Genomic DNA, 22,906 nt, shown 5'->3' with positions numbered 1-22,906 from the left:
CTTCACGTGTTTTACTATATGCCTTCTTTCGTTTCTGGTTTTGTAGATAAGGATAGGTCATGCAACGTATCGCCATTAATGGGTTTGGCCGGATTGGACGTAATGTTTTACGTGCTTGGTTTGAAAGCCCGAAACAATTTCATTTTGAAATCGTGGCGATTAACGATATAGCAGATGTACAAACACTAGTGCATTTATTCAAGTATGATACAACCCATGGCCGTTTTAATGGCAAAGTTGACATAGCTATTGAAAATGAAAAGATTTATTTAAATATTCAATCAAACCAGCGAAATCTGAAAGTTGAAGTTCTTCAGCAAAAACAACCAGAACTTTTGCCGTGGGCAAGCTTGCAAATTGATGTTGTACTCGAATGTACTGGATTGTTCCGTTCTCATGCTGATGCAACACGCCACCTAGAAGCAGGGGCGAAGCGGGTCATTATTGGGGCAGCACCTTTTGACCATGTCGATGCTGCAATTGTCTATGGTGTTAACCATGCCGATGTAAAAGCAACTGATCAAATCATATCTAGTGTGTCATGTACTACGCAGGCTTTAGTGCCATTAGTAAAAATTATTGATGATGCATTTGGTATTGAAACTGCGCTCATGACCGAAATTCATGCAGTAACAGCAGACCAGTCTGTACTTGATCATGCACATCGTGATTTACGTCGTGCTAGAGCTTCTGGGCAAAATATTATTCCCACTACGTCTAGTGCTCTTGGCGCATTAAAACGTGTAATGCCGAAAATGGAAGACCGTATTGATGGTTACTCAATTCGAGTTCCTACCATTAATGTGGCTGCAATTGATTTAACGTTTATCGCACAATCACCAATTACTGTTCATCATATTAATGAGTTGCTGATTAAAGCGTCTCAAACAGATTATGCAGAAATTATGGCAGTAACTGATGAACCGCTAGTTTCAAGCGATTTTAATCATTCACCTTATTCACTTATTGTTGATTTAACTCAAACTATGGTTGTGGGGCATCAAGCTAAAGTATTTGCTTGGTACGATAACGAATGGGGTTATGCAAATCGATTATTAGATTTGTGCAATTCTTTTTGAATATATATATTTAAATATTTTAAGGATATTAAGTTAACTTAATATCCTTTTTTTAATGGTTAATATAAATCTCTAATAGAAATACTTGAAAATAAAAATTTAGTTTTGGTGTTGTATGTGACTATTTCTATTTGTATGATTCGCAAACATTAAAATTTTAACTATAGAGTTCATATGAAATTTAACTCAAAAAGAATAAGTGGTTTTTTAATTATCACATCTACTATTATTTTAACTGCATGTACTGGTGAAGGTTTGGATCAAGATACGAATGGTCAAACTGACAGTAATTTAGAAAAAGATACCGCGATTTATCAAGTGTATTATCAACCTTCGGATATCTCTTCTGAGATTTATAGTGATTATTTTGAAATAGCTAAATATCCTATTCAAAATAATGAAATATTTTTTGCAAAGTCACATAACCAACCACTAGAAAAAGAACTTTTAACAGAACAGAAAGTTTTAAATAAGGGGACACTACAAACAAACATTGTAAAAAGGTTAACACCTAGTAGTTGGACTTATGAGCTAACACCAAGTTTAAAACAAAACTTAAATTTTGAAATTGTTAAAATAGATGGTGAAAAAATCTTTGATCGAGTATTGCCAGGCTATAAAGAAAATAAGAATTTAGATACAGGACTTCATAATCAGCTTGATAAAAGTTTAATTGACTTCTATCGAAATTATAAAAATGTTACCTTCCCAAAAGGTAGCTATTGCTATCGTTTAAAAGAAACTCAATGGAATCAATCTTATATTTCTTATATATCTAGTTTTAATTCAAATCCTTCTTTTAGTCAGACAAAACAGTCAGTCGGAGAAAGATATAATAACTTAGGTACAGATAAAAAGTATTTTAGGCTTCTAAACTCGCAGTGGTATGGCTATAACTTAACTGTTTTAGAAAACTTGGAAACAGGCGATATTCAAAGTGCGCTGGGAAATAATAATGACCAGTCTGCTTCTATGGATTTTGTATCAAGCAGTTTATGGGATGCTGATAGAAGTTTGGCCTATGAAAAGTCTCATCTGTATTCTGTCGATGATAACCCGCTTAATGAAGTACATTCATTAATTGCTTTCAGACAAAAGTTAAAAATAGCAAGTCTTGAAAAAGGTTGTTTTGCTTTTAATACCCAAGCAGCTCAAGCTATTCAAAAGCTAAATTTGGTTAATTGGAAACAAGGTGATAGTTCAGATATTGGCCCATTCTTTGGTCGAAGAACTTTTGATTATGATATAAGCAAAGCGCAGTAAGATATTGAATGTTATTATTAATTGTTTAAATCTTCTTTTTGACTTTAGAGTTTATTCAGAAAGATTTATGCAAATTGTAAGGTGCATGGCACAAAGTATCATGCTACACTAAGAGAAATCGGGTGTGTTCCCGATTTTTTTATGTGGGGTCGTTCCACGTTGATCAGATTTTAGGCTTGAAATATGACCATTTCAGAGACATGGTTGCTGCCTGACGGGGTAGCAGATGTATTGCCGGAACAGGCGCAAGTCATTGAAAAACTTCGCCGTGAAGCTATCGATTTCCTCGCAGTAAGAGGTTATCAACTGGTATATACACCATTTATCGAATACATCGAATCGTTGTCTTCATTATCAGAATTAAATCAAGACTTGGATTTAGTAACTTTTAAAGTCATTGACCAGCTTTCAGGCCGTTTACTTGGCATCCGTGCTGACATGACACCGCAAGTTGCACGTATTGATGCACATGTAAGACCCGTTGAAGGTGTTGCACGTTACTGTTATGCAGGGACTGTATTACATACAAAACCACAAAATTTCAATGCAACTCGTGCACCTTTGCAATTGGGTGCAGAGCTATATGGCCACGATAGTATCGAAGCTGACGTCGAAATGGTCGATGTTATGCTGGGGCTAATTGAGAACATTTATACTTTACAAGGCGCTCATCTAGATTTGGGCCATGTAGGTTTGTTCCGTAGTCTAGTAAAGTACGCTGGTCTGTCAAAAAATGAAGAACATGAGCTGTCTGATCTATACCAAAGAAAAGCATTGCCAGAGTTAGCAGAATTTACTCAAAACCTAAATATGGGTTCTGATTTTTATGCGCTTGGTCGCTATTCAAGTGATTTAGATGCACTACAGGCAAATTTAAGTGCAAACATATTACAAGATGCTGAATTTAAAGCAGCATTAGATGCACTTAAAACAACACTTGACCAAATTAAAAATCGTTGGCCAGCACTGAACGTCGGAATTGACGTTGTTGAACTTCGTAGCTACCACTATCACACTGGTTTGATGTATGCAGTTTATGCACCAAACCGTGCTGCACCTTTAGCTCAGGGTGGTCGCTATGACGGTATTGGTGAGCACTTTGGTCGTGCGCGTCCTGCTACTGGTTTTAGTTGTGATTTATATGCATTAGGTGCAAATCAATTCGCTGAGATTGAAACAGTAGTTGCACCTAAAGGTACAGATACAGATTTGCTTAAAGCAATTGCAAATGCACGTTCACAAGGCTTACGTGTGGTTCAATTGTTAGGTAATGATGATTTAACTTCTATTCCATATGCCACACATCAATTGGTGTTGCAAAATGGACAATGGAATATTGAAAAGATTTAAACGCCAACAGTATTTTACTGATGGTTTCCAATTTTAACAGCATGATGTAATGAGGCTATTATGGGCAAAAATGTTGTGGTACTTGGTACCCAATGGGGCGACGAAGGTAAAGGTAAAATCGTCGACCTGCTCACAGATCAAGCGGCTGCGGTAGTACGTTATCAAGGCGGACATAACGCAGGTCATACTCTTGTCGTAGGTGGTAAAAAGACTGTATTGCACCTCATTCCATCAGGCATTTTACGTGAAAACGTATTGTGCTTAATTGGTAATGGCGTGGTGCTTTCACCAGCAGCACTAATTGAAGAAATGGGAATTTTGGAAGCTGAAGGTGTTCCAGTTAAGGAACGTCTACGCATTTCTCCAAACTGTCCACTTATTTTGCCTAACCACATTGCTCTTGATCAGGCTCGTGAGAAGAAACGTGGTAACGCTAAAATTGGTACTACAGGTCGTGGTATCGGCCCTGCGTACGAAGACAAAGTAGCTCGCCGTGCAGTGCGTGTTGCTGACCTTGTTCGTGGTGGTGCAGCGCTAGAAGAGAAACTTCAAGAAATGCTTGAGTTACATAACTTCCAGTTAACTCAGTTCTACGGTGTAGAAGCTGTTAAATTTGAAGATGTATTGGCTCTTTGCAACCAATGGCGTGAAGTTCTTGCTCCATTAGTGATTGATGTGACTAAAGTATTGCATGACTACCGTAAAGAAGGTAAAGCTGTGATGTTTGAAGGAGCTCAAGGCTCACTTCTAGACATCGACCACGGTACTTACCCGTATGTGACTAGCTCAAATACAACGGCTGGTGGCGTAAGCTCGGGTTCTGGTATGGGTCCTTTACATCTTGATTATGTATTGGGTATTACTAAAGCTTATACGACACGTGTAGGTGCTGGCCCATTCCCAACTGAATTGGTTTACGATGCTGCAACTGACTCTGGTGATGCAATTGGTAAACACCTCGGCACTGTAGGTCATGAATTTGGTGCTTCTACTGGTCGTCAACGTCGTTGTGGTTGGTTTGATGCCGAAATCCTACGTCGTTCTGTAGACGTTAACTCACTTTCAGGTATTTGCTTAACTAAACTTGACGTTTTAGATGGTTTAGAAGAAGTAAAAATCTGTGTAGGTTATGAAAATACTGATTCAGGTTGCGTAGGCTCTTCTGATGCGGTTTCTTTTGAATGCTTGAAACCAATTTATGAAACTATGCCAGGTTGGAGTGAGTCAACTGTTGGTTTAACTAGCATTGACCAATTACCTGCAAATGCTTTGGCTTATGTGAAACGTATTGAACAATTAATCGAATGTCCGATTGATATCGTTTCAACTGGTCCAGACCGCGCAGAAACAATTGTTTTACGTCATCCGTTCTCTGCTTAATTTGCAAAGATGATAAAAGCCTCCTGAAAAGGGGGCTTTTTTTATATCCGACTAAAGTGCAGTTTCTGTTTTGTCTAATTCAGATTACAACATAGACATAGGTTATATCATGGATGATGAACTCAAATGAAATTACAGCCAGCTATTTCAAAAACGATGTTTTATTCTTTTTTGTTTGCTATTGGTGGTTCGCCTACATTAGCAATGTTAGTCATCTATGGGCAAAATTATAATCAAGATTTCTTTATGACTGCCTTTATGAGCTTGTCCGTATTGTTCGCATGTGTGCTCATTCCTGTCGTACTCATACAAAATAGCTATTTGCTGTGGAAAAGGAAAAGTCCTACTCTTGAGGAAAAAGTTAAGACCTTAAGTCATGTATATTTGGGCTTAAACATAATTTGTTTAATTTTCTGGATTTATTTGATGACTTTATCGACTTGATCTTTACATAAATACTATGATCGTGAAGAAATGAGACATTCAAAGCTTGTGTGCTATTTCTTATAATTAGTGCAAAAGAATAAACAGTTTTTTTAACGATTTAGGTGATCCATGTTGATGAATAAAAAACTCTTTTTAAGTTTATGTGCTGCGAGTGTGGTAACAATCTCTGGTTGTGCAACAGTAGCAGACATGGCTGGTGCAGATACTGCAACACTAAATGCGCAATCTGCACAAGGTTTTAATCAAATGGTGCAGGAAGCGCGTGGTAAAGGGACTTTAGATACAAGTTCAAGTACCTATAGCCGTATTAATGCTGTTTTTAACCGTTTGAGACCTTATGCGAACCAAATGAACCAAACAGGTCAGCCATTTAGTTGGCAGTTGGCTGTACTGAAATCAGATACGGTTAACGCTTACGTTGCACCAGGTGGCAAGGTGGTGTTTTATACAGGCATTGTCAATAAATTGAACCTGACCGATGCCGAAATTGCAGCTGTTATGGGCCATGAAATGACGCATGCTTTAGAAGAACATGCGAAAAGTAAAATTGGTGCTCAAGCTCTCACAGATTTAGCTTTAGGCATTGGATTAAGCTATGCGGGTAATAATGTGGGGCAGCTTGGTACTGCTGCTGCTCAGTTAGGCTCGCAAGTGGGTGTAGGCTTACCATATTCACGTAGTTTAGAAAGCCGTGCTGACCAAGGTGGCTTAATGTTAATGGCCCGTGCTGGGTATAATCCAAATGCAGCTATTACATTATGGGAAAAAATGAACAAGCTTGAAGGTGCTGGTGGTTCATCATTCTTATCGACTCACCCATCTAACTCACAGCGTATTAATGATATGCGTAAAAACTTACCTGCTGCATTAGCGATTTACAATGGTCGTAAGTAAGTTTTAAAACTTTCAGTTCATATAAAAACGGATGCTTAAGCATCCGTTTCTTATTTTAAGGAGCGGGGTTAGGCTGTTGTATATGAATAGCTTCAATACCCTGTAAAATTTCTGGTGAAAGATCAATTTCAAATGCCTGAATATTTTCTTTGAGCTGATCTAGGTTGGTTGCTCCAATAATTGTACTTGTTACAAAGAACTGCTGTTTAATAAACGCTAGAGCCAATTGAGTCAGGCTTAAACCATGCTTTTCAGCGAGTTGTGCATATTGTTCAGTTGCCCATTCACTTTGTGGATTGCTATAACGACTGAAACGTGGAAATAGAGTAACGCGAGCATTCGCAGGTCGTGCACCATTTCTAAACTTACCAGTTAAATAACCGAAAGCCAGAGGAGAGTAAGCAAGTAATCCTACACCTTCATATTTAGCAATCTCAGACATACCTATTTCATAAGTACGATTAAGCAGGCTATATGGATTTTGTACACTTACAAATTTACTTATTCCTAAATTTTCAGCGAGCTGTAAAAATTTCATGGTGCCCCAAGGTGTTTCGTTAGACAAACCGATATAACGGATACGTCCACGATTAATTTCTTTTTGAAGGGCAAGTAAAGTTTCTTCTAAGGGTGTCGTGTCATAATCATTTTGTGCTTGTTGATTGCCATAAGCGAGCGTTCCAAAGAAGTTAGTATGACGCTCAGGCCAGTGCAGTTGGTAGAGATCAATATAATCAGTTTGTAATCGTTTAAGTGAGCCATCAAGTGCTTGTGAGATATGGTCACTATTGAACTTGGTATGGCCTTCTCGAATATGAGTTCCACCAAAGCCAGGACCTGCAATTTTTGAAGCAAGGAATACTTTATCGCGTTGACCATGCTGTGCAAACCAATGACCTAATATAGTTTCAGTAGCGCCATATGTTTCTGGTTTGGGTGGTACAGAATACATCTCTGCTGTATCCCAAAAATAAAGACCGTGTTCTAAAGCATAATTGAGTTGTTCGAAAGCCTCTTGCTGAGTGTTTTGCTCACCAAATGTCATGGTACCTAAGCAAATTTCTGGAAGGTTAATGCCAGTGTGTCCAAGCGAGTTAAATTGCATATATCGAAATCCTTGAGAAATTTGAGTTAGCCTAATCGCAAATATGTATTCAACTTAAATCATAAAATTAGAATAGTTTGTAAGTTTTGTGTATTAACTCATTGTTGCATATAAAAAAAGCAAACCGAAGTTTGCTTTTTATTAAATCATTGTAATTACTTATTCTTCATCATCATAGTCTTCATCAGTGACTGAATTCTCTTCTAATGAAGCATCAAAAATGAGAATGGCTTTACCATCAGTTTGAATCATGCCTTGATCTTCTAAAGTCTTCAATACACGACCAACCATCTCGCGTGAACATCCAACAATACGTCCAATTTCTTGGCGAGTGATACGAATCTGACGACCATTCGGCAAGATCATTGCTTCTGGCTGTGAAGATAAGTCGATTAAGCAACGAGCAATACGACCAGATACGTCAATGAACGCAAGGTCAGTCATTTTGCGAGTTGTATTTTTTAAGCGACGAACAAGTTGCGCAAAAACGGCATAGCTAAGATCTGGATACTGCTTGCTCAGTTCGTGGAAGTTGTCATATGAAATTTCAGCAATTTCACAAACATCACGAGTACGGACTTCAGCTGTACGTTGAGGGTTCGGTTCGAAAAGCCCCATTTCCCCAAAGAAGTCACCAGGATTCAAATATGCCACAACAATTTCACGTTCGTCATCTTCACGCAAAATAATTGAAACTGAGCCTTTTAAAATTAAATATAAAGATTTTGACTCTGTTCCGGCATCAACAATTGTGGTTCGTTTTGGATATCTGTTGATGTGAGCACGCTTTAACAATGCTTTAACGGATTCAGGTAGTTGCCCCGGAGATAAAGCATCTGTGCTGAGTTGTGAAAAATTTGAAGTCATGCTTGATATGTTCCGAATAGGGTAAACAATTCACACAGGCTCGAGATGAGCTATTACACAGAAGAGATGAAATTCCTTATCAACTCATTTTATGTTAGTGTACAAAACAAGGGCCTGTTGACATTTCACAGATGGTTGCGACATAAGACGATTTTTCTAGACGTTACGAAGCAAGAACTATGGAATTTAGTCATTCTAAATAAATAGAGCTTAACAACGAAACGCACAAAAAATCTGGTCTTGCGCTGCTTCTAAGATGCTTAAATCACACCTCAGATTTTGGCTGAAATTTAACAAATTTTATTACAAAACTGGACAAAGGATTGCCCTTGTCTGTGTTTTGCGTTTTTATTTGAATTAATTTTTAGCTATTACGCAATCCATAGATGAAATGTCAACAGACCCTGCTTAAATTTATAATTTTTTTTGGGTAGTTGCAATGCAAACAAGTGTACATTGGCTAGAGAATGTTGCTTTTGAAGCGAAATCGGATAGTGGACATAGTGTCATCATGGATGGCTCACCTGAGTATGGTGGTGAAAACCGTGGACCACGTCCTATGGAATTGCTATTAATGGGACTTGGTGGGTGTGCTTCGTTTGATATTGTGACGATTTTAAAGAAATCTCGTCAAAATGTGACGAATGTCGTATGTCAGCTTAAAGCTGAGCGTGCCGATGCAATTCCAGCGGTTTTCACAAAAATTCATTTGCACTTTGTGGTAACAGGTAAAGCTGTCAAAGAAAAACAGGTTGCAAAAGCAGTAGAGCTATCAGCTGAAAAATATTGTTCAGCGAGTAAAATGCTTTCTGATGGTGGTGTAGAAATTACTCACGATTTTGAGATTATTGAAGCTGCATAATTTCATATGAATGCCTGAAAAAGAAAAGCTAACAGTGATGTTGGCTTTTTTTGTGATAAGAATAATTCAAAAAATATTAAGGAGAATATTGGATGAATATCCGTTTAGCACAGTCGCAAGATACCGAGGCCATATGTCACTTGCTGGAGCAAATGGGATACTCGCAGCCTTTAAAAGTAGTTCAGGAACAATTTCAAAGATTAAGTAAAGACTCGAATGCAATTACATTGGTAGCAACTGACAATCTAAATGTGTATGGCGTTTTATCGCTTTATTTTATTCCGCAAATTGCCTTAAAAGGAGATTTTGCCAAAATCTGCTATTTGTGCGTTGATGAGAATATGCGTAGTAAAGGTGTGGGGCATTTGCTTGTGCAAGAAGCAGAGCGGTTAGCAAGGCAACGTGGCTCTGATCGAATGGAATTGCATTCAGGAATACAAAGACCTTTGGCACATCAGTTTTACCTAAAAGAAGGTTATGTTGAAGCGCCAAAGTATTTTCGTAAGGCTTTAAATTAACGAGGTGTATTTAGAAAAAGTTGCGGATCTACTCGAGCATTATTAAGACTCATGCCCCAATGTAAATGAGGGCCTGTCACGCGTCCTGTTTTGCCTACTAAACCTAATGTTTCTCCTTGGCGGATATGTTGGCCTTTCTCTACTTTGATTGAGCTTAAGTGGCAAAACATGCTGACTAGGCCTTGGCCGTGAGCAATTAATACAGTTTGGCCATTAAAGAAATAGTTTCCTGTCTGAACGACCACGCCATCTGCTGGTGCAATTACTTTTTGACCTACAGGGGCTGGAATATCAAGACCTGAGTGAGGTGCACGTTCTTCACCATTAAAAAAGCGTTTTCTTCCAAAAGAATTGGTAAATTTCCCTGAAGTGGGACGTATAAATTTGGGTAAGCTTTGCCATGAACTTGATGTGAAAGAATTATAAACTTCATTTTGTTCTTTCGCTTCTTGAGCATAACGATCTAACTGACTTTGATTAGGGTTCACATAGTCTTGGTTATTGACTTTAATCCGTTGCTCAGCATAAGGATAAGACTTAACTTCTATTGGAATAGGCGCTTTATTGGTATTGAGTTGAACACTGCCAAGTGGTGTGGACAACGGAATACCAACGACAGCATAACGTTGATGACCTTCTTGACTAATTAAAACTGGTTTCTGTTGAAAAGTGACCTGAATAATATCGGCAGTTAATGGAACGACTGCAATTCCACCGGGTCTTCTTGAGTCTTGAGGAAGCTCGGCAAAGCAGTAAAAAGGTATTGATGTAAAAAGCAAAGTAGAAATAAGTTTTTTTATCAACATAGCGACAATAATTTTCTAAAAGAATGCTAGAAATTATATCAGTAAGCTTTACTTAAAAGTTGTTTTAAATTTTTTAATGATTTTATTTTAATTTTATTTATTATTTTATATTAATAATTGATGGCTTTTTTTATGTGATTTGCTTTATTTTTTGTGACTTTTTTCTGCTTTATATTTTAAATTCTCTAAACTTAAATTTTTATTGGGAATGTTTATTAATTCTTACTATTTTTGTTTGATTTTAAATATCTTGTTATTTGAAATTTTATTATGAATAATGCTTTTGTAATTAAATTTATAATCATACTTTTAATTATTATATAAAAATTTTAAAGGAACTAATATAATGTTAAATATATCTTATGAAGATCGTTTTACTGAAATATGGAAATATATGCAACGTGGGTTGGTTTATCCTTCACCCCATGCCATTTTTAGTACAGTTTGGCTAAATAAAGAAATTACGCGGGAAAAAATACGACAATTAATGATAGCTGTGCGTCAAGAGGTTAATAAGAATCCAGCACTTTCTAGTAAAAATACAACTTTGGCAATTGGTGTATCTTTTGACAATTGGGATCTGATTTGTGAAAAAGACAAGTTGTCACGACCAAAGGGAATGCAATTACATTATCCAGAAGAAAAGAACCCAAATGTCTCAGAAATTTTCTCTGATTCGAATGGGAGTTTTAAAAATTCGGATGGGGACATTTGGTTGCATGTAAAAAGTGATGATGCCGATGCGTGTACAGTATTACAGACATATATTGAGGATTTTTTAGCTTCAGATATTAAAGAAATATTTAGTCAAGTTACTGCTTCACAATCTAAAACAGGTCGCAATGGGAAGGTTTTAGGGTGTCGTTTTTCTGAAAATTTAAATAATCCATCTGATCCTATTTCACTGGCAAAACATACTTTAATTGGTGCAGAAGATATTGATCATTTTGGTGGCTCATATGTTTTATCTCAAAGGTTTTTAATTAATTGGGATCAAATCAACATGATGTCGGAAGATCAAATTGAAGATTTGATTGGACGTAAAACTGACGACACGATTATTCCAGACCGTGATAGCCGTTCGCACATTAAAGCTTCTCGTGTACAAGATGAAAATGGAAATACCACGCCTATTCTGCGTCTAGGTTTACCATTTGGCCGTGCTGAATCAAATTCAAGTTTTAGAGTGCCAAAATCGGTAACTAAAGCCGATGAAGCAGGAATTTATTTTGCTGGATTTGCAAAAACTGCTGCCATTTTAGAAGAAGTTATGGCAAGTCAGATTGGGGCAATAGAAGGCTTTATGAATGACCGTCTATTCAATAGCCTTCATTCAGATTTGGGAGGAATATTTTATATTCCAAGTTTAAAAGATTTAGCATTAGATGATGCACCAGAATATTTAAATGATTTTAGTCGATTAGATAAAGATAACTGGAATTTTTTCCCAGGTATGGATTGGAATCGATTTGATCGCCATTATACGAACAGCTCAGATAATGGTTTGATGTACTATAATCATAGTAATTATCTTTTTAATATGGCAACTGGGTTAAATCCCCATAGTGAATTTTTTAAACCACCTTCTAATCGTATTTTAAGCTTACTTGAAAATACATTTTCTTTATGGCAAGACAACTGGTACTTCAACCGTAAACAAGAAGAAATTGAACGAGGGGTAGATTATTATATTGATGAGTTCGATATCAGTGATAAGCCTGAAAATATTATGGGTTTATCTATTATGCTGCGCAAAGGTTGGGCTATCCGGTTAAGTTTGCAGTTATTCTCATCAGAAAACTATGGTTTCCGCGGACGGAAAATTTTATTAAAAAATGGTGAAATGATTCCATATTCAACTGGGCGTGAATGTGAAGGTAAGGTCATTTATGGATCAGATACTTATCGCATTATGCCAGATGAAATTATTGTAGGAGCTATGCCAAATCTGACCTTGGGTGAAGGTCGTTATGTCATGAAGTATTTGTCTGAAGAAGAACGTCTTCAGGGCTTTTTGCGTAACTTAAGTGAAGCATCGGGTGTTGGGCATGTTATTCCAAATTATAAAAAGGCACTAAATTTAGGTTTAGCTGGTCTACAACAAGAAATTGCGAAACATGCAAGCAATGCGCAGAATCCAGAGAAAAAAGACTTCTATGAAGGTTCGAGATTAGCACTAGTTGGTATTTCTGAATATTTCTTAAATTACTCAAAGCTCGCATTTAAAGTCGCAGACCAAATGCAAAAAGGACAAGAGTTCGAAAGAGATAATTTAATTGCGATTGGTCATCGAATGGAAAAGTTATCGAAAGATAAACCGGACACATTTCTTGAAGCAGTTCAATTTATTTTCACATTGCATAGTTGTTTGCATTTAAATGGTGAGCCAACAGCATTTGGACGTATGGATCAGCTGTTGCAACCTTTCCTTGACAAAGATGCGATTCCGCTTGAAGAAGCACAGGAAATTATCGATGCCCTCTATATCAAGTTAGACGAAAAAGTACAACAGAACCGTATGTTTATGGAAGACCATCAACCTTTCGGTAATCTTGCGATGGGCGGCAGTTCGGGACCTTATCCTCAAGGTGCATCTTTGGGACAATGGATTCAACAGATTACAGTTGGTGGTACAGTCGCTGATGGTGAGGAAGACTTTTCTAAAACCAAACCAGCTTATAATGAGGTCACAAAATTATTCATTCGTGCGTCAGGCCGTTTACCGTTAAATGCACCGTGTTTGTCTTTAAGAACTCGCAAAGATATTCCAGAAGAAATTTTAGAAGTGGCTGCGCATGCAATTTTATCTGGCGGTGCCCACCCGATTTTATTAAATGATGAAAAACTCATTCCTAGTCTTCATCAAAGTGGAGATGGCGTAGGGGGAGATGCATTCTCTAATTTGCCAAATTGGAATTCTAAAGTCGATATTCGTTCAGCTCAAAATTATGCTTGTGATGGTTGTTATGAACCTCAGTTCCCTGGTGAAAACTGGTTTTCATTAGGTGGCTTCTCGACATTACAGCCTTTGGAATGTGCATTAAATCAGGGTAGAACAATTTCAAGTGCTGGGCAAAGCTATCTGTTTGGGCAAACTGTTTCACTAAATACGAAACCTGCCGATCAGATAGATAGTTTTGAAGAACTATTAGATCTATATAAGCAACATTTTGAATTGCTCAATCGCAAGGCATTTAATGGGCAAATTCTGGGTTATGGTGCCAATACAGATATTTGTCCATCTCCAATTCTAAATGTTTTGATGGATGATTGTTTGGCTAAAGGTCAGGATTTTTATAGTGGTGGGGCTAAATATAATATTTATGGACCGTGTTATATCTCGCTCAGTAATACCATTAATTCACTATATGCGATTAAGGCAATGGTTTTTGATCCATTAACTGCGGTAACTACATTACCTGAACTCTTAGAGTGCTTGTGTTGTGACTGGGGTTATAAAATGACTGAGCCATTTATTAGTAATTTAGCTGGGCATGCTCGTATTGCTGCACAAGCTGATCGCTATAAGCGTTTACGAGAGATTGCTTTAGCACAACCGCGTTATGGACGAGGAAATTCTGAAGTCGATAAATTAGGCGATCAGATTGTTCAAATGATTGCTGAAATTTCAGTCGAAACATTTAGAAAACCATGGCCACAATTTGCGCAAAGTCTTAAAGGTTTAGCTGAACGGTATGGTTCAGAAGAGTATCCTTTTGGTATTCAGATTCAACCCGGTGTGGGAACTTTTGAAAATCACGTGGAGATGGGAGCATGGAATGGGGCGAGCGCTGATGGTCGTCGTTTAGGTACAACAGTAGCATCAGATTTAAGTCCATCACCAAGTCCAGCAGATTTAGTTGTTGATCATCAAATGGCTGAATTCAGTCGGGCTTTGCAAGGTTTTGATGGTACGGGTACAAATTTAATGGCTGATGGTGCACCTACAGACTTTAATATTCGTGAAGACTTTGGCGTTAAAGATTTGATCAAGATATTGAAGCAATTCAGCCAAGGTGGTTCATCTAATATTTTAACGATCACGGTCGCTAACCCAGAAACATTTACTCAAGCGGTAACATCACCTGAGCAATATAATTTGTTAAGAGTACGTACTGGTGGTTGGTCAAACTTCTTTACGTCGGTATTTCCTATCATTCAGGAACAGCATCAGCGTCGTCCAATCTCTACGCCAGATATTCCAAAAGAAAAAACAGAGCAAGCTAAGTGTCCGTTCCATCAATGGCATAATTGATTAGCTATATTATGAGGCCGTCTCTCAAGTGAGGGACTGCCTTTAATCTTTTTAAATTTAAATACGATAATTAATAAAGATATTACGGCTTTAAAATTGCCATTTATGATAAAAATTCAGATGAAATATCAGGTTTTTGTTTTCTCTTAAAAATTATACAAAATATACTTGAAATAGATCATTCATAAACCCATATTATAATGGAGTTTTACTTATTGTTATTTTAATAACTTTATGAAAAATATATAAAAATTTATTTGAAATCCGAAAAAGTGTTCCCATCTATTAGACAAGTACAAATTTGTTGTGAGGAATAACAAGAATGCGTTTTGAAAAATTTACAAACCGCTTGCAGCAAGCCCTTTCAGATGCTCAATCTTTAGCGATGGGTAAAGACCATACCGCTATAGCAGGTATTCATATTTTGAGTACCTTATTAGAAGAGCCTTCAAATATTAGCTTGTTGCAACAAGCAGGTGCACGGTTACCTGAACTTAAACAAAAGCTTGAGCAAGCTATAAAAGATGCTCCGACTATTGCGAATCCGACAGGCGATGTCAATTTAAACCCAGAAGCAGTTAAAGCGCTTAACTTGGCAGATCGATATGCGCAAAAAGCGGGTGATGAATTTTTGTCAACTGACTGGGTTTTATTGGGCTTGGCAGAAACTGGTGAAACGAAAAATATTTTAAGTGCCGTAGGTGTAACTCCTGACAGCTTACGCAAAGTAATTGAACATATTCGAGGTAGTGACAAAGTCATGAGTAATAATCACGAAGACCAACGTGACTCACTTAATAAATATACGATTGATTTAACTGAGCGGGCTTTATCTGGAAAACTTGATCCGGTGATTGGGCGTGATGATGAGATTCGCCGTACTATTCAAGTCTTATCACGTCGTACAAAAAACAACCCTGTACTCATTGGTGAGCCTGGTGTTGGTAAAACCGCTATTGTTGAAGGTTTAGCACAGCGTATTGTGAATGGCGAAGTGCCAGAGGGCTTAAAAAATAAACGTGTTTTATCCCTCGACCTAGGTTCGTTACTTGCGGGTGCGAAGTATCGTGGTGAGTTTGAAGAACGCTTAAAAGCTGTTTTAAAAGATTTGGCGAAACACGAAGGCGAAATCATCCTGTTTATTGATGAGCTGCATACGCTTGTAGGCGCTGGTAAAGGCGACGGTGCTATGGATGCAGGGAACATGTTGAAACCTGCATTGGCTCGTGGTGAATTGCGCTGTGTAGGTGCAACAACCTTAGATGAATACCGCCAATACATTGAAAAAGATGCAGCTTTAGAGCGTCGTTTCCAAAAAGTATTGGTTGATGAGCCAAGTGTAGAAGATACCATTGCGATTTTACGTGGTCTAAAAGAAAAATATGCTACTCACCATGGGGTGCAAATTTTAGACTCAGCGATTATTGCTGCGGCGAAAATGTCTCATCGCTATATTACAGACCGTCAATTACCAGACAAGGCAATTGATTTGATCGATGAAGCAGCTTCACGTATTAAAATGGAGATTGACTCTAAACCCGAAGCACTTGATAAGCTTGATCGCCGTTTAATCCAGTTGAAAATGCAATTGGAAGCGGTGAAAAAAGATGAAGATGCAGGCAGTAAAGCCGAAGTTACTCATCTTGAAAAGCAGATCGCTGAAGTTCAGAAAGAATACAACGATCTTGAAGAAGTGTGGAAGGCTGAGAAAACTCTAGTAGAGGGTACTAAACAAGCTCAGGTTGAACTTGATAAAGCGCGTATTGCTTTTGAAAAAGCTCAGCGTGAAGGTGATTTGGCTGAAGCGGCACGTTTGCAATATGGTGTAATTCCAGAGCTTCAAAAACAACTTGAGCAAGACGAAGTTGCTGAAGAAAACGAAGAACCAAAACTCATTCGTACTAAAGTGACTGAAAACGAAATTGCTGAAGTGGTTAGTGCTGCAACGGGTATTCCGGTTGCTAAAATGATGCAAGGCGAGCGTGAAAAACTTCTTCATATGGAAGAGTTTTTACATGACCGTGTTGTTGGACAAGATGAAGCAGTCGTTGCTGTATCGAATGCAGTTCGTCGTTCACGTGCAGGTTTATCTGACCCGAATCGTCCTAGTGGATCATTCTTGTTCTTGGGGCCAACGGGTGTAGGTAAAACTGAGTTGACTAAAGCTTTAGCTAACTTCTTGTTTGACAGTGATGATGCCATGATTCGTATCGACATGAGTGAATTCATGGAAAAACATTCTGTCAGCCGTTTAGTTGGTGCGCCTCCAGGTTATGTTGGCTACGAAGAAGGCGGTGTTTTAACAGAAGCTGTTCGCCGTAAACCATATAGTGTGGTGTTGTTTGATGAGGTTGAAAAAGCGCATCCAGATGTTTTCAATATCTTGCTACAAGTATTGGATGACGGTCGCTTAACCGACTCACAAGGTCGAGTAGTGGACTTTAAAAACACGGTTATTGTGATGACATCAAACTTAGGTTCACAAGATGTACGTGAGCTAGGTGATGGTGCAACTGATGACGAAGTACGTACAGTCGTGATGAATGCAGTGAGTCAGCATTTCCGTCCGGAATTTATTAACCGGATTGATGAGCTTGTGGTTTTCCACTCACTCAAGAAAGCGCAGATTCGTGGTATTGCGGATATTCAGTTAGATCGTTTACGTTCACGTCTGGTTGATCGTGATATGAGCTTGAATGTTGATGACAGTGCATTTGATTTATTGATCGATGCTGGTTTTGATCCTGTGTATGGAGCGCGTCCATTAAAACGTGCAATTCAACAACAGGTTGAAAACACATTAGCTCAAAAAATCTTATCGGGTGATTTTGTCGCTGGTGATACTATTTTAGTTAAAGGCGAGCATGGTCACTTAGTTTTTGATAAGATGAAACTGAGCTAAGCTCTTTCTGCTAAAACCGAAAAGAGAATATGGAAACATATTCTCTTTTTTTATATTTAAATTTTATTTTGATTAGATGATATAAGCGTAATAATTGAGTCTGCTACTTTTTGTGTGAGAGTTTTTAGTTTTTGTTCGGCATGACCAGATAAAAAATAATGATAATGATAAATACGCTTTTTGTAAGAAATACAGATAAAAAAAGTACCTACAGGCTTTTCTGCGGTTTCACTTCCACCATGTTTGAGTAAACCCGTACAACTTACAATAATATCCGCTTGCTGAAATAAGATTTGGCCCAACTTACACATTTCTTCTGTAACCTGTGGCGATTCAGCTGTGTACATATTAATTAAATTTGGATCGACTTTTAAAATACTAATTTTAATGCTGGGGTCATAACTAACCAAACCGCCCAGTAAAATATCAGCGCCACTATTTTTATGAATCGAAAACTGACTGGTTAAGTAGCCTGAACTGGCACTTTCAATAAATGCAACTTTAAGTTGAAGATCTTCTAATAATTGGCAGCATTGCTGGAGCATTATTTCACCTCGTATGGTGTGTATTTATAAATAAAATCAAATACAAATGAATTAAAAATTACAGTAAGTGATTTAAAGGTATCGTTCAAGCCTGAGATAACAATCTATAAAACTATTGAATAGTGACGAAATACTTGTGATATATTTTGATTTTAAAATGATCAATGCTAATTATCGGGAAGTTTCTTTATAACATTGCGACAAGGTTAAAAAGTTGCTAGTTTTATTCGATATAACAAACAATAACAATTTTAGGAAGTTGGTAATGAATAATAAGCAAGGGTGTGCGCTAATAATTTTAAGCGGTATGTCTGTATTATTATCAAATACTTGGGCTGCTCAACCCATGAGTGAAAGTGCGCTTTCGACTCAGACAGGAGCGATAACCGCATCTTTACCCGTTATTATTGCTAAAGCCCAAGATGATGCCAAGAAGCCTGAAAAAGAACAGCATCGAGCTCGAAAAGAATTAGGAGATAACTATTTACAAGAAGTTCGCTGGAATTCATTAAGGTCGAGTGTGTTATCACCTTATCAGGAACAAAAACAAAATCAGGTAATAGATATTAAAGAAAAGAAAGAACTAGAGATGGTTGCATTACCAGATCGGGCAGATCGTTTTACACGTTATGAATTTGAGCCAAAAAATGTACGTGGCGAAGTTATCATTACCGTAAAGTAATAATAACTTCTCGCCAAATTTATATTAGTTCAGACCTAGATGCTGAATTTTCCAAGCACGGTGGATTTTTTGATTTCGTTTAAAATCAAGTCCGATCGTTTCAGACGTAATTTCTTCAACGTCGTATAGTGCTTCAATCTCTTCATCCATCTCGAAACCACGATAGTTATTCGAGAAGTAAAGTGTACCTTCACTTGTTAAACGGTTCATTGCACGTTTAATAAGAGAAACGTGGTCGCGTTGTACGTCGAAAGTACCGTAGAACTTTTTAGAGTTAGAGAAGGTCGGTGGGTCAATAAAGATAAGATCATATTGTTCGTGACCTTCTTTTAACCATTCAAAACAGTCGCTTGCAAAGAACATGTGTTGTTCGTCTGCATGATCTACAGTTAAACCATTTAAAACGAAGTTTTCTTTTGACCAGCCTAAGTAAGTATTCGATAAGTCGACACTTGTGGTACTAGCAGCACCGCCTAAAGCAGCATGTAAGCTTGCTGTAGAGGTATAACTATATAAGTTCAAGAAATGTTTACCACGAGCCTCTTGAGCAATACGTAAACGCATTTGACGATGGTCAAGGAATAAACCTGTATCGAGGTAGTCGGTTAGGTTCACTAAAATTTTGGCTTTACCTTCTTGAACGATAAAACGTTTTGAAGCTGTACTTTGTTTCGTATATTGATTAGTTCCTGTTTGACGAGCACGCGTTTTAATAAAAATAGCATCGCGGTTCAAACCAGTTACAGCACGAATTACAGCAAGCGCTAAATTAAAACGTTTTTTTGCTTTTTCAGGATCGATCGTTTTTGGTGGAGCATATTCCTGAACATGTAAGCGATCGCCATATAAATCTACAGCGACGTTAAAGTCAGGTAAGTCGGCATCGTATAAGCGTAAGCAATAAATATTTTCTTTAGTAGCCCATTTTTTTAAGGCAGTCATATTTTTTTGCAAACGGTTAGCAAAGTCTTGAGCTTCTTCTATTTCCACGGGTTGAGCTTGCCAAGTTGCTAAAAATGGCTGTGTTACTTTTTCTGGTTTGATTGCACCGAAGCGAATGTAAATTGGTAATTTACCATTCATTAAACGTAAAGTTTCAGGCGCTTCAAAAGCTAATACATCCGCTTGTTCAATTTGAGCTGCAATAATAGCGGCATATTGATTTGGGAAATGTTTTTGTAAAAGTGCAGATAGACCTAAATAAAGAGAACGGTTTGATGCTTTATCACCTAAACGTTCACCATATGGCGGGTTAGTTACAATAAAAGCTGTTTTCTTTTCAGCGGCAAAATCTGGCCAGTCAGCTAAAGTACGTTCTTCAATTTGAATTTCGCTTAATAGTTTTTCAAAGCCCGCCGCAATAATATTTTCGCGTGTTGCTTTTACCGCTTCCCAGTCAGCATCGTAGGCATAAAATTTAGGTAGAGGTAACTCAAGCGCTTTCTCATGACGTTCTGCTGCTTCAGCTTTGAGCGAAAGCCAAAGTTCACGGTCATGACCATGCCAGCCATTAAAGCCAAAACGACGAACAAGACCAGGTGCGCGGTCAGTTAAAATCATTAATGCTTCAATGATAAATGTACCTGAACCACACATTGGGTCGAGTACAAGTTCTGGATTACGTTCTTTAAGCTTAGCTTTTTGTAAAATTGCGGCAGCTAGGTTCTCTTTAATCGGTGCATCTGTCATGTAACGACGGTAGCCGCGTTTATGCAATGAGTCACCAGATAAATCTAGACAGTAAGTATGTTCGGTCTTACCAGCAAGCACATATAAGGTAATTTCTGGTTGTTTAGTATCAATACTTGGGCGACGACCTACAGCTTCCATAAAGGAATCGACGACACCATCTTTTGCTCGAAGCGTTGCAAATTGGGTGTTAACTTTAATTTCACGCTCTGCATGTAGACGAATAGCGAAGGTACTTTGTGGTGCAAAAATAAGTGACCAGTCAAAGCTCATTGCACCTTCGTAAAGCTCTTCTGCTACGTCACGTGCATCATGTGTGTGTTCAAGTTCATAAGTATGAATTGGAAGTAAAACACGAGAAGCGAGACGTGACCACATGCAAATACGATAAGCATGCTCAAGCGTTCCTTCAATGATTAAACGTCCGGCTTTACGTTCTGTCACTTTGGTGCCAAGCTGTTCTATTTCTTCTTGTAAGAGGCTTTCTAAACCATCAGCACAAGTAATCCAATAGTGGTTTAAACGTAAAGAGGTATTCATAAACTCAATTGACCAAAACATATAAATATTAACGATGCAAAGTTTAACTTATTTTGATGTGTAAAGGTCTTTAAATTATTGCAACCTATCACTTGGCAACCAATAAACTGATTTTTAAAGCTTAAAATATATAAACTGGTATGTATTTTGCTAAACCTCTATGAGTAACGCTTATTTATTAAATGGTTTTTAACCAATTTTATGATTTGAAAGCATAGGGGAATATAAATGAAAGATATGATGGGGAATGGTTTTGTAACCAATGCGGAAGCTTTTTCAATCTCTACACAAATATATGTACGTATGCGTAGAGTCACGGGGCGAGTCATAGATGCATTGTATGTGGTCCAAAATAAAGATTATGCAAAGTATGTAATAGCACTTGCCTTGGAAACAGATGACGATGAATTAAAACGTTTTGTTGAGCGATTAAACTCATTGACTGACTCAATACCCGAGCTTCCTCAAAAACAAATCGCTAACACCGTTCAGTTGAGCGAAGAAACAGAAATCACGGCTGAAGATATTTATCGGGCACAAGTTCCACATCATTATATTGGTGCTTTAAGGTAATCTTTGCGCGACCCTAAATTTTCTGGTCAATTTAGGGTCTTATTCTGTAAAGTTCTTCTGCGAAAAAGCTGGAATTCAGCTACACTATGCACGTTTTCGCGATTCGACCCATAGGAATCCATTATGCATATTGCAGCGTTGCATCAGCCGAGCCAGGTTCAGCTCAATCAAGACGGAAATTTAAAACATTTTTTAACGATTGAGGGCCTTTCAAAAGAAAACCTCACTAAGATTTTAGATACCGCGCAAAGCTTTTTAGACGATAATAATAATTTAATCAACCGCCCGCTTTTAGAAGGACGGACGGTGATGAATCTTTTCTTTGAAAACTCCACCCGTACTCGTACTACTTTTGAAGCAGCAGCAAAGCGTTTGTCTGCCAATGTGCTGAATATTGATATTGCTCGTTCAAGTACATCTAAAGGTGAAACTTTACGAGATACGCTTTGGAACCTTGAGGCAATGGCGGCCGATATTTTTGTAGTCCGCCATTCATCTTCGGGTGCTGCACATTTCATTGCTAAAGATGTATGCCCAAAAGTCGCAATTATTAATGCTGGAGATGGACGTCATGCTCATCCAACGCAAGCGATGCTTGATATGCTGACCATTCGCCGTGAAACCAAAAAACCATTTGAAGAGTTGAGTGTTGCGATTATTGGCGACATTAAGCACTCTCGCGTAGCACGTTCAGATGTGGCTGCACTTCAAACTCTTGGATGTAAAGACATTCGTGTGATTGCACCGAATACATTATTGCCAGTTGGTTTTTCAGAATACGGTGATCATGTTCGTTTGTTCAATAACATGGATGAAGGTGTTACTGGTTGTGATGTGATTATTGCGCTACGTATTCAAAATGAACGTATTGATTCACCAGCATTATCTTCGCAATCTGAATTTTACAGAATGTATGGCTTAAACAAAGAACGCCTAAGTTTAGCTAAACCAGACTGTATTGTGATGCACCCTGGCCCAATGAACCGCGGTGTAGAAATTGATTCGAGTATTGCCGATGGTGACCAGTCTGTGATTTTAAAACAGGTCACTAACGGTATTGCAGTTCGTATGGCTGTATTGGCGTTGTCTATGCAAGGGCAACTTCAAGAACAAGGTTTAATTGAAGCAATTGCGTTGTAAGGAATGGAT

General features: G+C 37.9%; 18 protein-coding genes. 13 read left to right on the top strand and 5 right to left on the bottom strand.

Annotation, left to right across the window (positions count from 1 at the left end; genetic code table 11):
* Window positions 1-59: 59 nt before the first annotated feature.
* From B554_RS0111505 to B554_RS0111480, 6 genes are all read left to right on the top strand, one after another.
* Window positions 60-1,079: a type I glyceraldehyde-3-phosphate dehydrogenase gene (locus tag B554_RS0111505; RefSeq protein WP_004702784.1), complete on the top strand. Its 1,020-nt coding sequence runs from the start codon at window positions 60-62 to the stop codon at window positions 1,077-1,079.
* A gap of 174 nt (window positions 1,080-1,253) precedes the next feature.
* The gene (locus B554_RS0111500) at window positions 1,254-2,342 is read left to right on the top strand and encodes a hypothetical protein (RefSeq protein ID WP_019458154.1); all 1,089 of its coding nucleotides are present in this window, start codon (window positions 1,254-1,256) and stop codon (window positions 2,340-2,342) included.
* Window positions 2,343-2,525: 183 nt separating this feature from the next.
* A complete protein-coding gene (locus tag B554_RS0111495; RefSeq protein WP_019458153.1) occupies window positions 2,526-3,692 on the top strand; it encodes an ATP phosphoribosyltransferase regulatory subunit in 1,167 nt (388 codons plus the stop codon).
* A gap of 60 nt (window positions 3,693-3,752) precedes the next feature.
* Window positions 3,753-5,072 (top strand): adenylosuccinate synthase, encoded by a 1,320-nt coding sequence (locus B554_RS0111490; RefSeq protein WP_004702779.1) that lies wholly within the window; start codon window positions 3,753-3,755, stop codon window positions 5,070-5,072.
* Window positions 5,073-5,198: 126 nt separating this feature from the next.
* Window positions 5,199-5,516, top strand: coding sequence for a hypothetical protein (locus B554_RS0111485; protein WP_004702777.1), 318 nt, complete (start codon window positions 5,199-5,201; stop codon window positions 5,514-5,516).
* 117 nt (window positions 5,517-5,633) lie between these two features.
* On the top strand, window positions 5,634-6,413 hold the full coding sequence (locus tag B554_RS0111480; RefSeq protein ID WP_019458152.1) for a M48 family metallopeptidase: 780 nt from the start codon (window positions 5,634-5,636) through the stop codon (window positions 6,411-6,413).
* Window positions 6,414-6,468: 55 nt separating this feature from the next.
* On the opposite strand, the gene B554_RS0111475 is transcribed toward B554_RS0111480, so the two are convergent.
* Both B554_RS0111475 and crp read right to left on the bottom strand, forming a co-directional pair.
* Complete coding sequence (locus B554_RS0111475) at window positions 6,469-7,518, bottom strand: NADP(H)-dependent aldo-keto reductase (protein WP_019458151.1); 1,050 nt, start codon at window positions 7,516-7,518, stop codon at window positions 6,469-6,471.
* Between the two features lie 159 nt (window positions 7,519-7,677).
* Window positions 7,678-8,385 (bottom strand): cAMP-activated global transcriptional regulator CRP, encoded by a 708-nt coding sequence (gene crp / locus B554_RS0111470; RefSeq protein ID WP_004702771.1) that lies wholly within the window; start codon window positions 8,383-8,385, stop codon window positions 7,678-7,680.
* Window positions 8,386-8,824: 439 nt separating this feature from the next.
* On the opposite strand from crp, the gene B554_RS0111465 reads away from it, so the two are divergent.
* Together B554_RS0111465 and B554_RS0111460 are read left to right on the top strand one after the other, a co-directional pair.
* Window positions 8,825-9,247 carry an OsmC family protein gene (locus B554_RS0111465; protein ID WP_019458150.1) on the top strand — a complete coding sequence of 141 codons (423 nt, stop codon included), beginning with the start codon at window positions 8,825-8,827 and terminating at the stop codon, window positions 9,245-9,247.
* Between the two features lie 92 nt (window positions 9,248-9,339).
* The gene (locus B554_RS0111460) at window positions 9,340-9,765 is read left to right on the top strand and encodes a GNAT family N-acetyltransferase (protein ID WP_019458149.1); all 426 of its coding nucleotides are present in this window, start codon (window positions 9,340-9,342) and stop codon (window positions 9,763-9,765) included.
* Here the strand turns inward: B554_RS0111460 and B554_RS0111455 are convergent.
* Complete coding sequence (locus B554_RS0111455; RefSeq protein WP_019458148.1) at window positions 9,762-10,571, bottom strand: peptidoglycan DD-metalloendopeptidase family protein; 810 nt, start codon at window positions 10,569-10,571, stop codon at window positions 9,762-9,764. The two genes, B554_RS0111460 and B554_RS0111455, sit on opposite strands and share 4 nt — an antisense overlap.
* Before the next feature lie 346 nt (window positions 10,572-10,917).
* On the opposite strand from B554_RS0111455, the gene B554_RS0111450 reads away from it, so the two are divergent.
* Together B554_RS0111450 and clpB are read left to right on the top strand one after the other, a co-directional pair.
* Window positions 10,918-14,826 (top strand): Dyp-type peroxidase, encoded by a 3,909-nt coding sequence (locus tag B554_RS0111450; RefSeq protein WP_019458147.1) that lies wholly within the window; start codon window positions 10,918-10,920, stop codon window positions 14,824-14,826.
* Between the two features lie 322 nt (window positions 14,827-15,148).
* Complete coding sequence (gene clpB, locus B554_RS0111445; protein WP_019458146.1) at window positions 15,149-17,728, top strand: ATP-dependent chaperone ClpB; 2,580 nt, start codon at window positions 15,149-15,151, stop codon at window positions 17,726-17,728.
* Between the two features lie 56 nt (window positions 17,729-17,784).
* Here clpB and B554_RS0111440 read toward each other — a convergent pair whose 3' ends face one another.
* Window positions 17,785-18,273 (bottom strand): CinA family protein, encoded by a 489-nt coding sequence (locus B554_RS0111440; protein WP_019458145.1) that lies wholly within the window; start codon window positions 18,271-18,273, stop codon window positions 17,785-17,787.
* Window positions 18,274-18,538: 265 nt separating this feature from the next.
* On the opposite strand from B554_RS0111440, the gene B554_RS0111435 reads away from it, so the two are divergent.
* A complete protein-coding gene (locus tag B554_RS0111435; protein WP_004702759.1) occupies window positions 18,539-18,955 on the top strand; it encodes a hypothetical protein in 417 nt (138 codons plus the stop codon).
* 24 nt (window positions 18,956-18,979) lie between these two features.
* On the opposite strand, the gene rlmKL is transcribed toward B554_RS0111435, so the two are convergent.
* The gene (rlmKL, locus tag B554_RS0111430; RefSeq protein WP_019458144.1) at window positions 18,980-21,184 is read right to left on the bottom strand and encodes a bifunctional 23S rRNA (guanine(2069)-N(7))-methyltransferase RlmK/23S rRNA (guanine(2445)-N(2))-methyltransferase RlmL; all 2,205 of its coding nucleotides are present in this window, start codon (window positions 21,182-21,184) and stop codon (window positions 18,980-18,982) included.
* 228 nt (window positions 21,185-21,412) lie between these two features.
* Here rlmKL and B554_RS0111425 point away from each other — a divergent pair, with 228 nt between their 5' ends.
* Window positions 21,413-21,757, top strand: a complete 345-nt coding sequence (locus B554_RS0111425; RefSeq protein WP_019458143.1) for a hypothetical protein — start codon at window positions 21,413-21,415, stop codon at window positions 21,755-21,757.
* A gap of 123 nt (window positions 21,758-21,880) precedes the next feature.
* Window positions 21,881-22,897: an aspartate carbamoyltransferase catalytic subunit gene (locus B554_RS0111420; RefSeq protein ID WP_004702756.1), complete on the top strand. Its 1,017-nt coding sequence runs from the start codon at window positions 21,881-21,883 to the stop codon at window positions 22,895-22,897.
* Window positions 22,898-22,906 lie beyond the last annotated feature (9 nt).

Source organism: Acinetobacter sp. GG2, assembly GCF_000292385.1.
GTDB classification, from domain to species: domain Bacteria; phylum Pseudomonadota; class Gammaproteobacteria; order Pseudomonadales; family Moraxellaceae; genus Acinetobacter; species Acinetobacter seifertii.
The sequence above is the reverse complement of the archived record's forward strand: the minus strand, read 5'-3'. Positions and strand labels throughout refer to the sequence as shown.

Coding starts and splice junctions, on each gene's coding strand:
- B554_RS0111450 (WP_019458147.1), top strand. CDS start 10,918: ATGTTAAATATATCTTATGAAGATCGTTTTACTGAAATATGGAAATAT.
- B554_RS0111425 (WP_019458143.1), top strand. CDS start 21,413: ATGAAAGATATGATGGGGAATGGTTTTGTAACCAATGCGGAAGCTTTT.
- B554_RS0111440 (WP_019458145.1), bottom strand. CDS start 18,273: ATGCTCCAGCAATGCTGCCAATTATTAGAAGATCTTCAACTTAAAGTT.
- B554_RS0111480 (WP_019458152.1), top strand. CDS start 5,634: ATGAATAAAAAACTCTTTTTAAGTTTATGTGCTGCGAGTGTGGTAACA.
- B554_RS0111420 (WP_004702756.1), top strand. CDS start 21,881: ATGCATATTGCAGCGTTGCATCAGCCGAGCCAGGTTCAGCTCAATCAA.
- clpB (WP_019458146.1), top strand. CDS start 15,149: ATGCGTTTTGAAAAATTTACAAACCGCTTGCAGCAAGCCCTTTCAGAT.
- B554_RS0111460 (WP_019458149.1), top strand. CDS start 9,340: ATGAATATCCGTTTAGCACAGTCGCAAGATACCGAGGCCATATGTCAC.
- rlmKL (WP_019458144.1), bottom strand. CDS start 21,184: ATGAATACCTCTTTACGTTTAAACCACTATTGGATTACTTGTGCTGAT.
- B554_RS0111485 (WP_004702777.1), top strand. CDS start 5,199: ATGAAATTACAGCCAGCTATTTCAAAAACGATGTTTTATTCTTTTTTG.
- B554_RS0111490 (WP_004702779.1), top strand. CDS start 3,753: ATGGGCAAAAATGTTGTGGTACTTGGTACCCAATGGGGCGACGAAGGT.
- B554_RS0111505 (WP_004702784.1), top strand. CDS start 60: ATGCAACGTATCGCCATTAATGGGTTTGGCCGGATTGGACGTAATGTT.
- B554_RS0111455 (WP_019458148.1), bottom strand. CDS start 10,571: ATGTTGATAAAAAAACTTATTTCTACTTTGCTTTTTACATCAATACCT.
- B554_RS0111435 (WP_004702759.1), top strand. CDS start 18,539: ATGAATAATAAGCAAGGGTGTGCGCTAATAATTTTAAGCGGTATGTCT.
- crp (WP_004702771.1), bottom strand. CDS start 8,385: ATGACTTCAAATTTTTCACAACTCAGCACAGATGCTTTATCTCCGGGG.
- B554_RS0111495 (WP_019458153.1), top strand. CDS start 2,526: ATGACCATTTCAGAGACATGGTTGCTGCCTGACGGGGTAGCAGATGTA.
- B554_RS0111465 (WP_019458150.1), top strand. CDS start 8,825: ATGCAAACAAGTGTACATTGGCTAGAGAATGTTGCTTTTGAAGCGAAA.
- B554_RS0111475 (WP_019458151.1), bottom strand. CDS start 7,518: ATGCAATTTAACTCGCTTGGACACACTGGCATTAACCTTCCAGAAATT.
- B554_RS0111500 (WP_019458154.1), top strand. CDS start 1,254: ATGAAATTTAACTCAAAAAGAATAAGTGGTTTTTTAATTATCACATCT.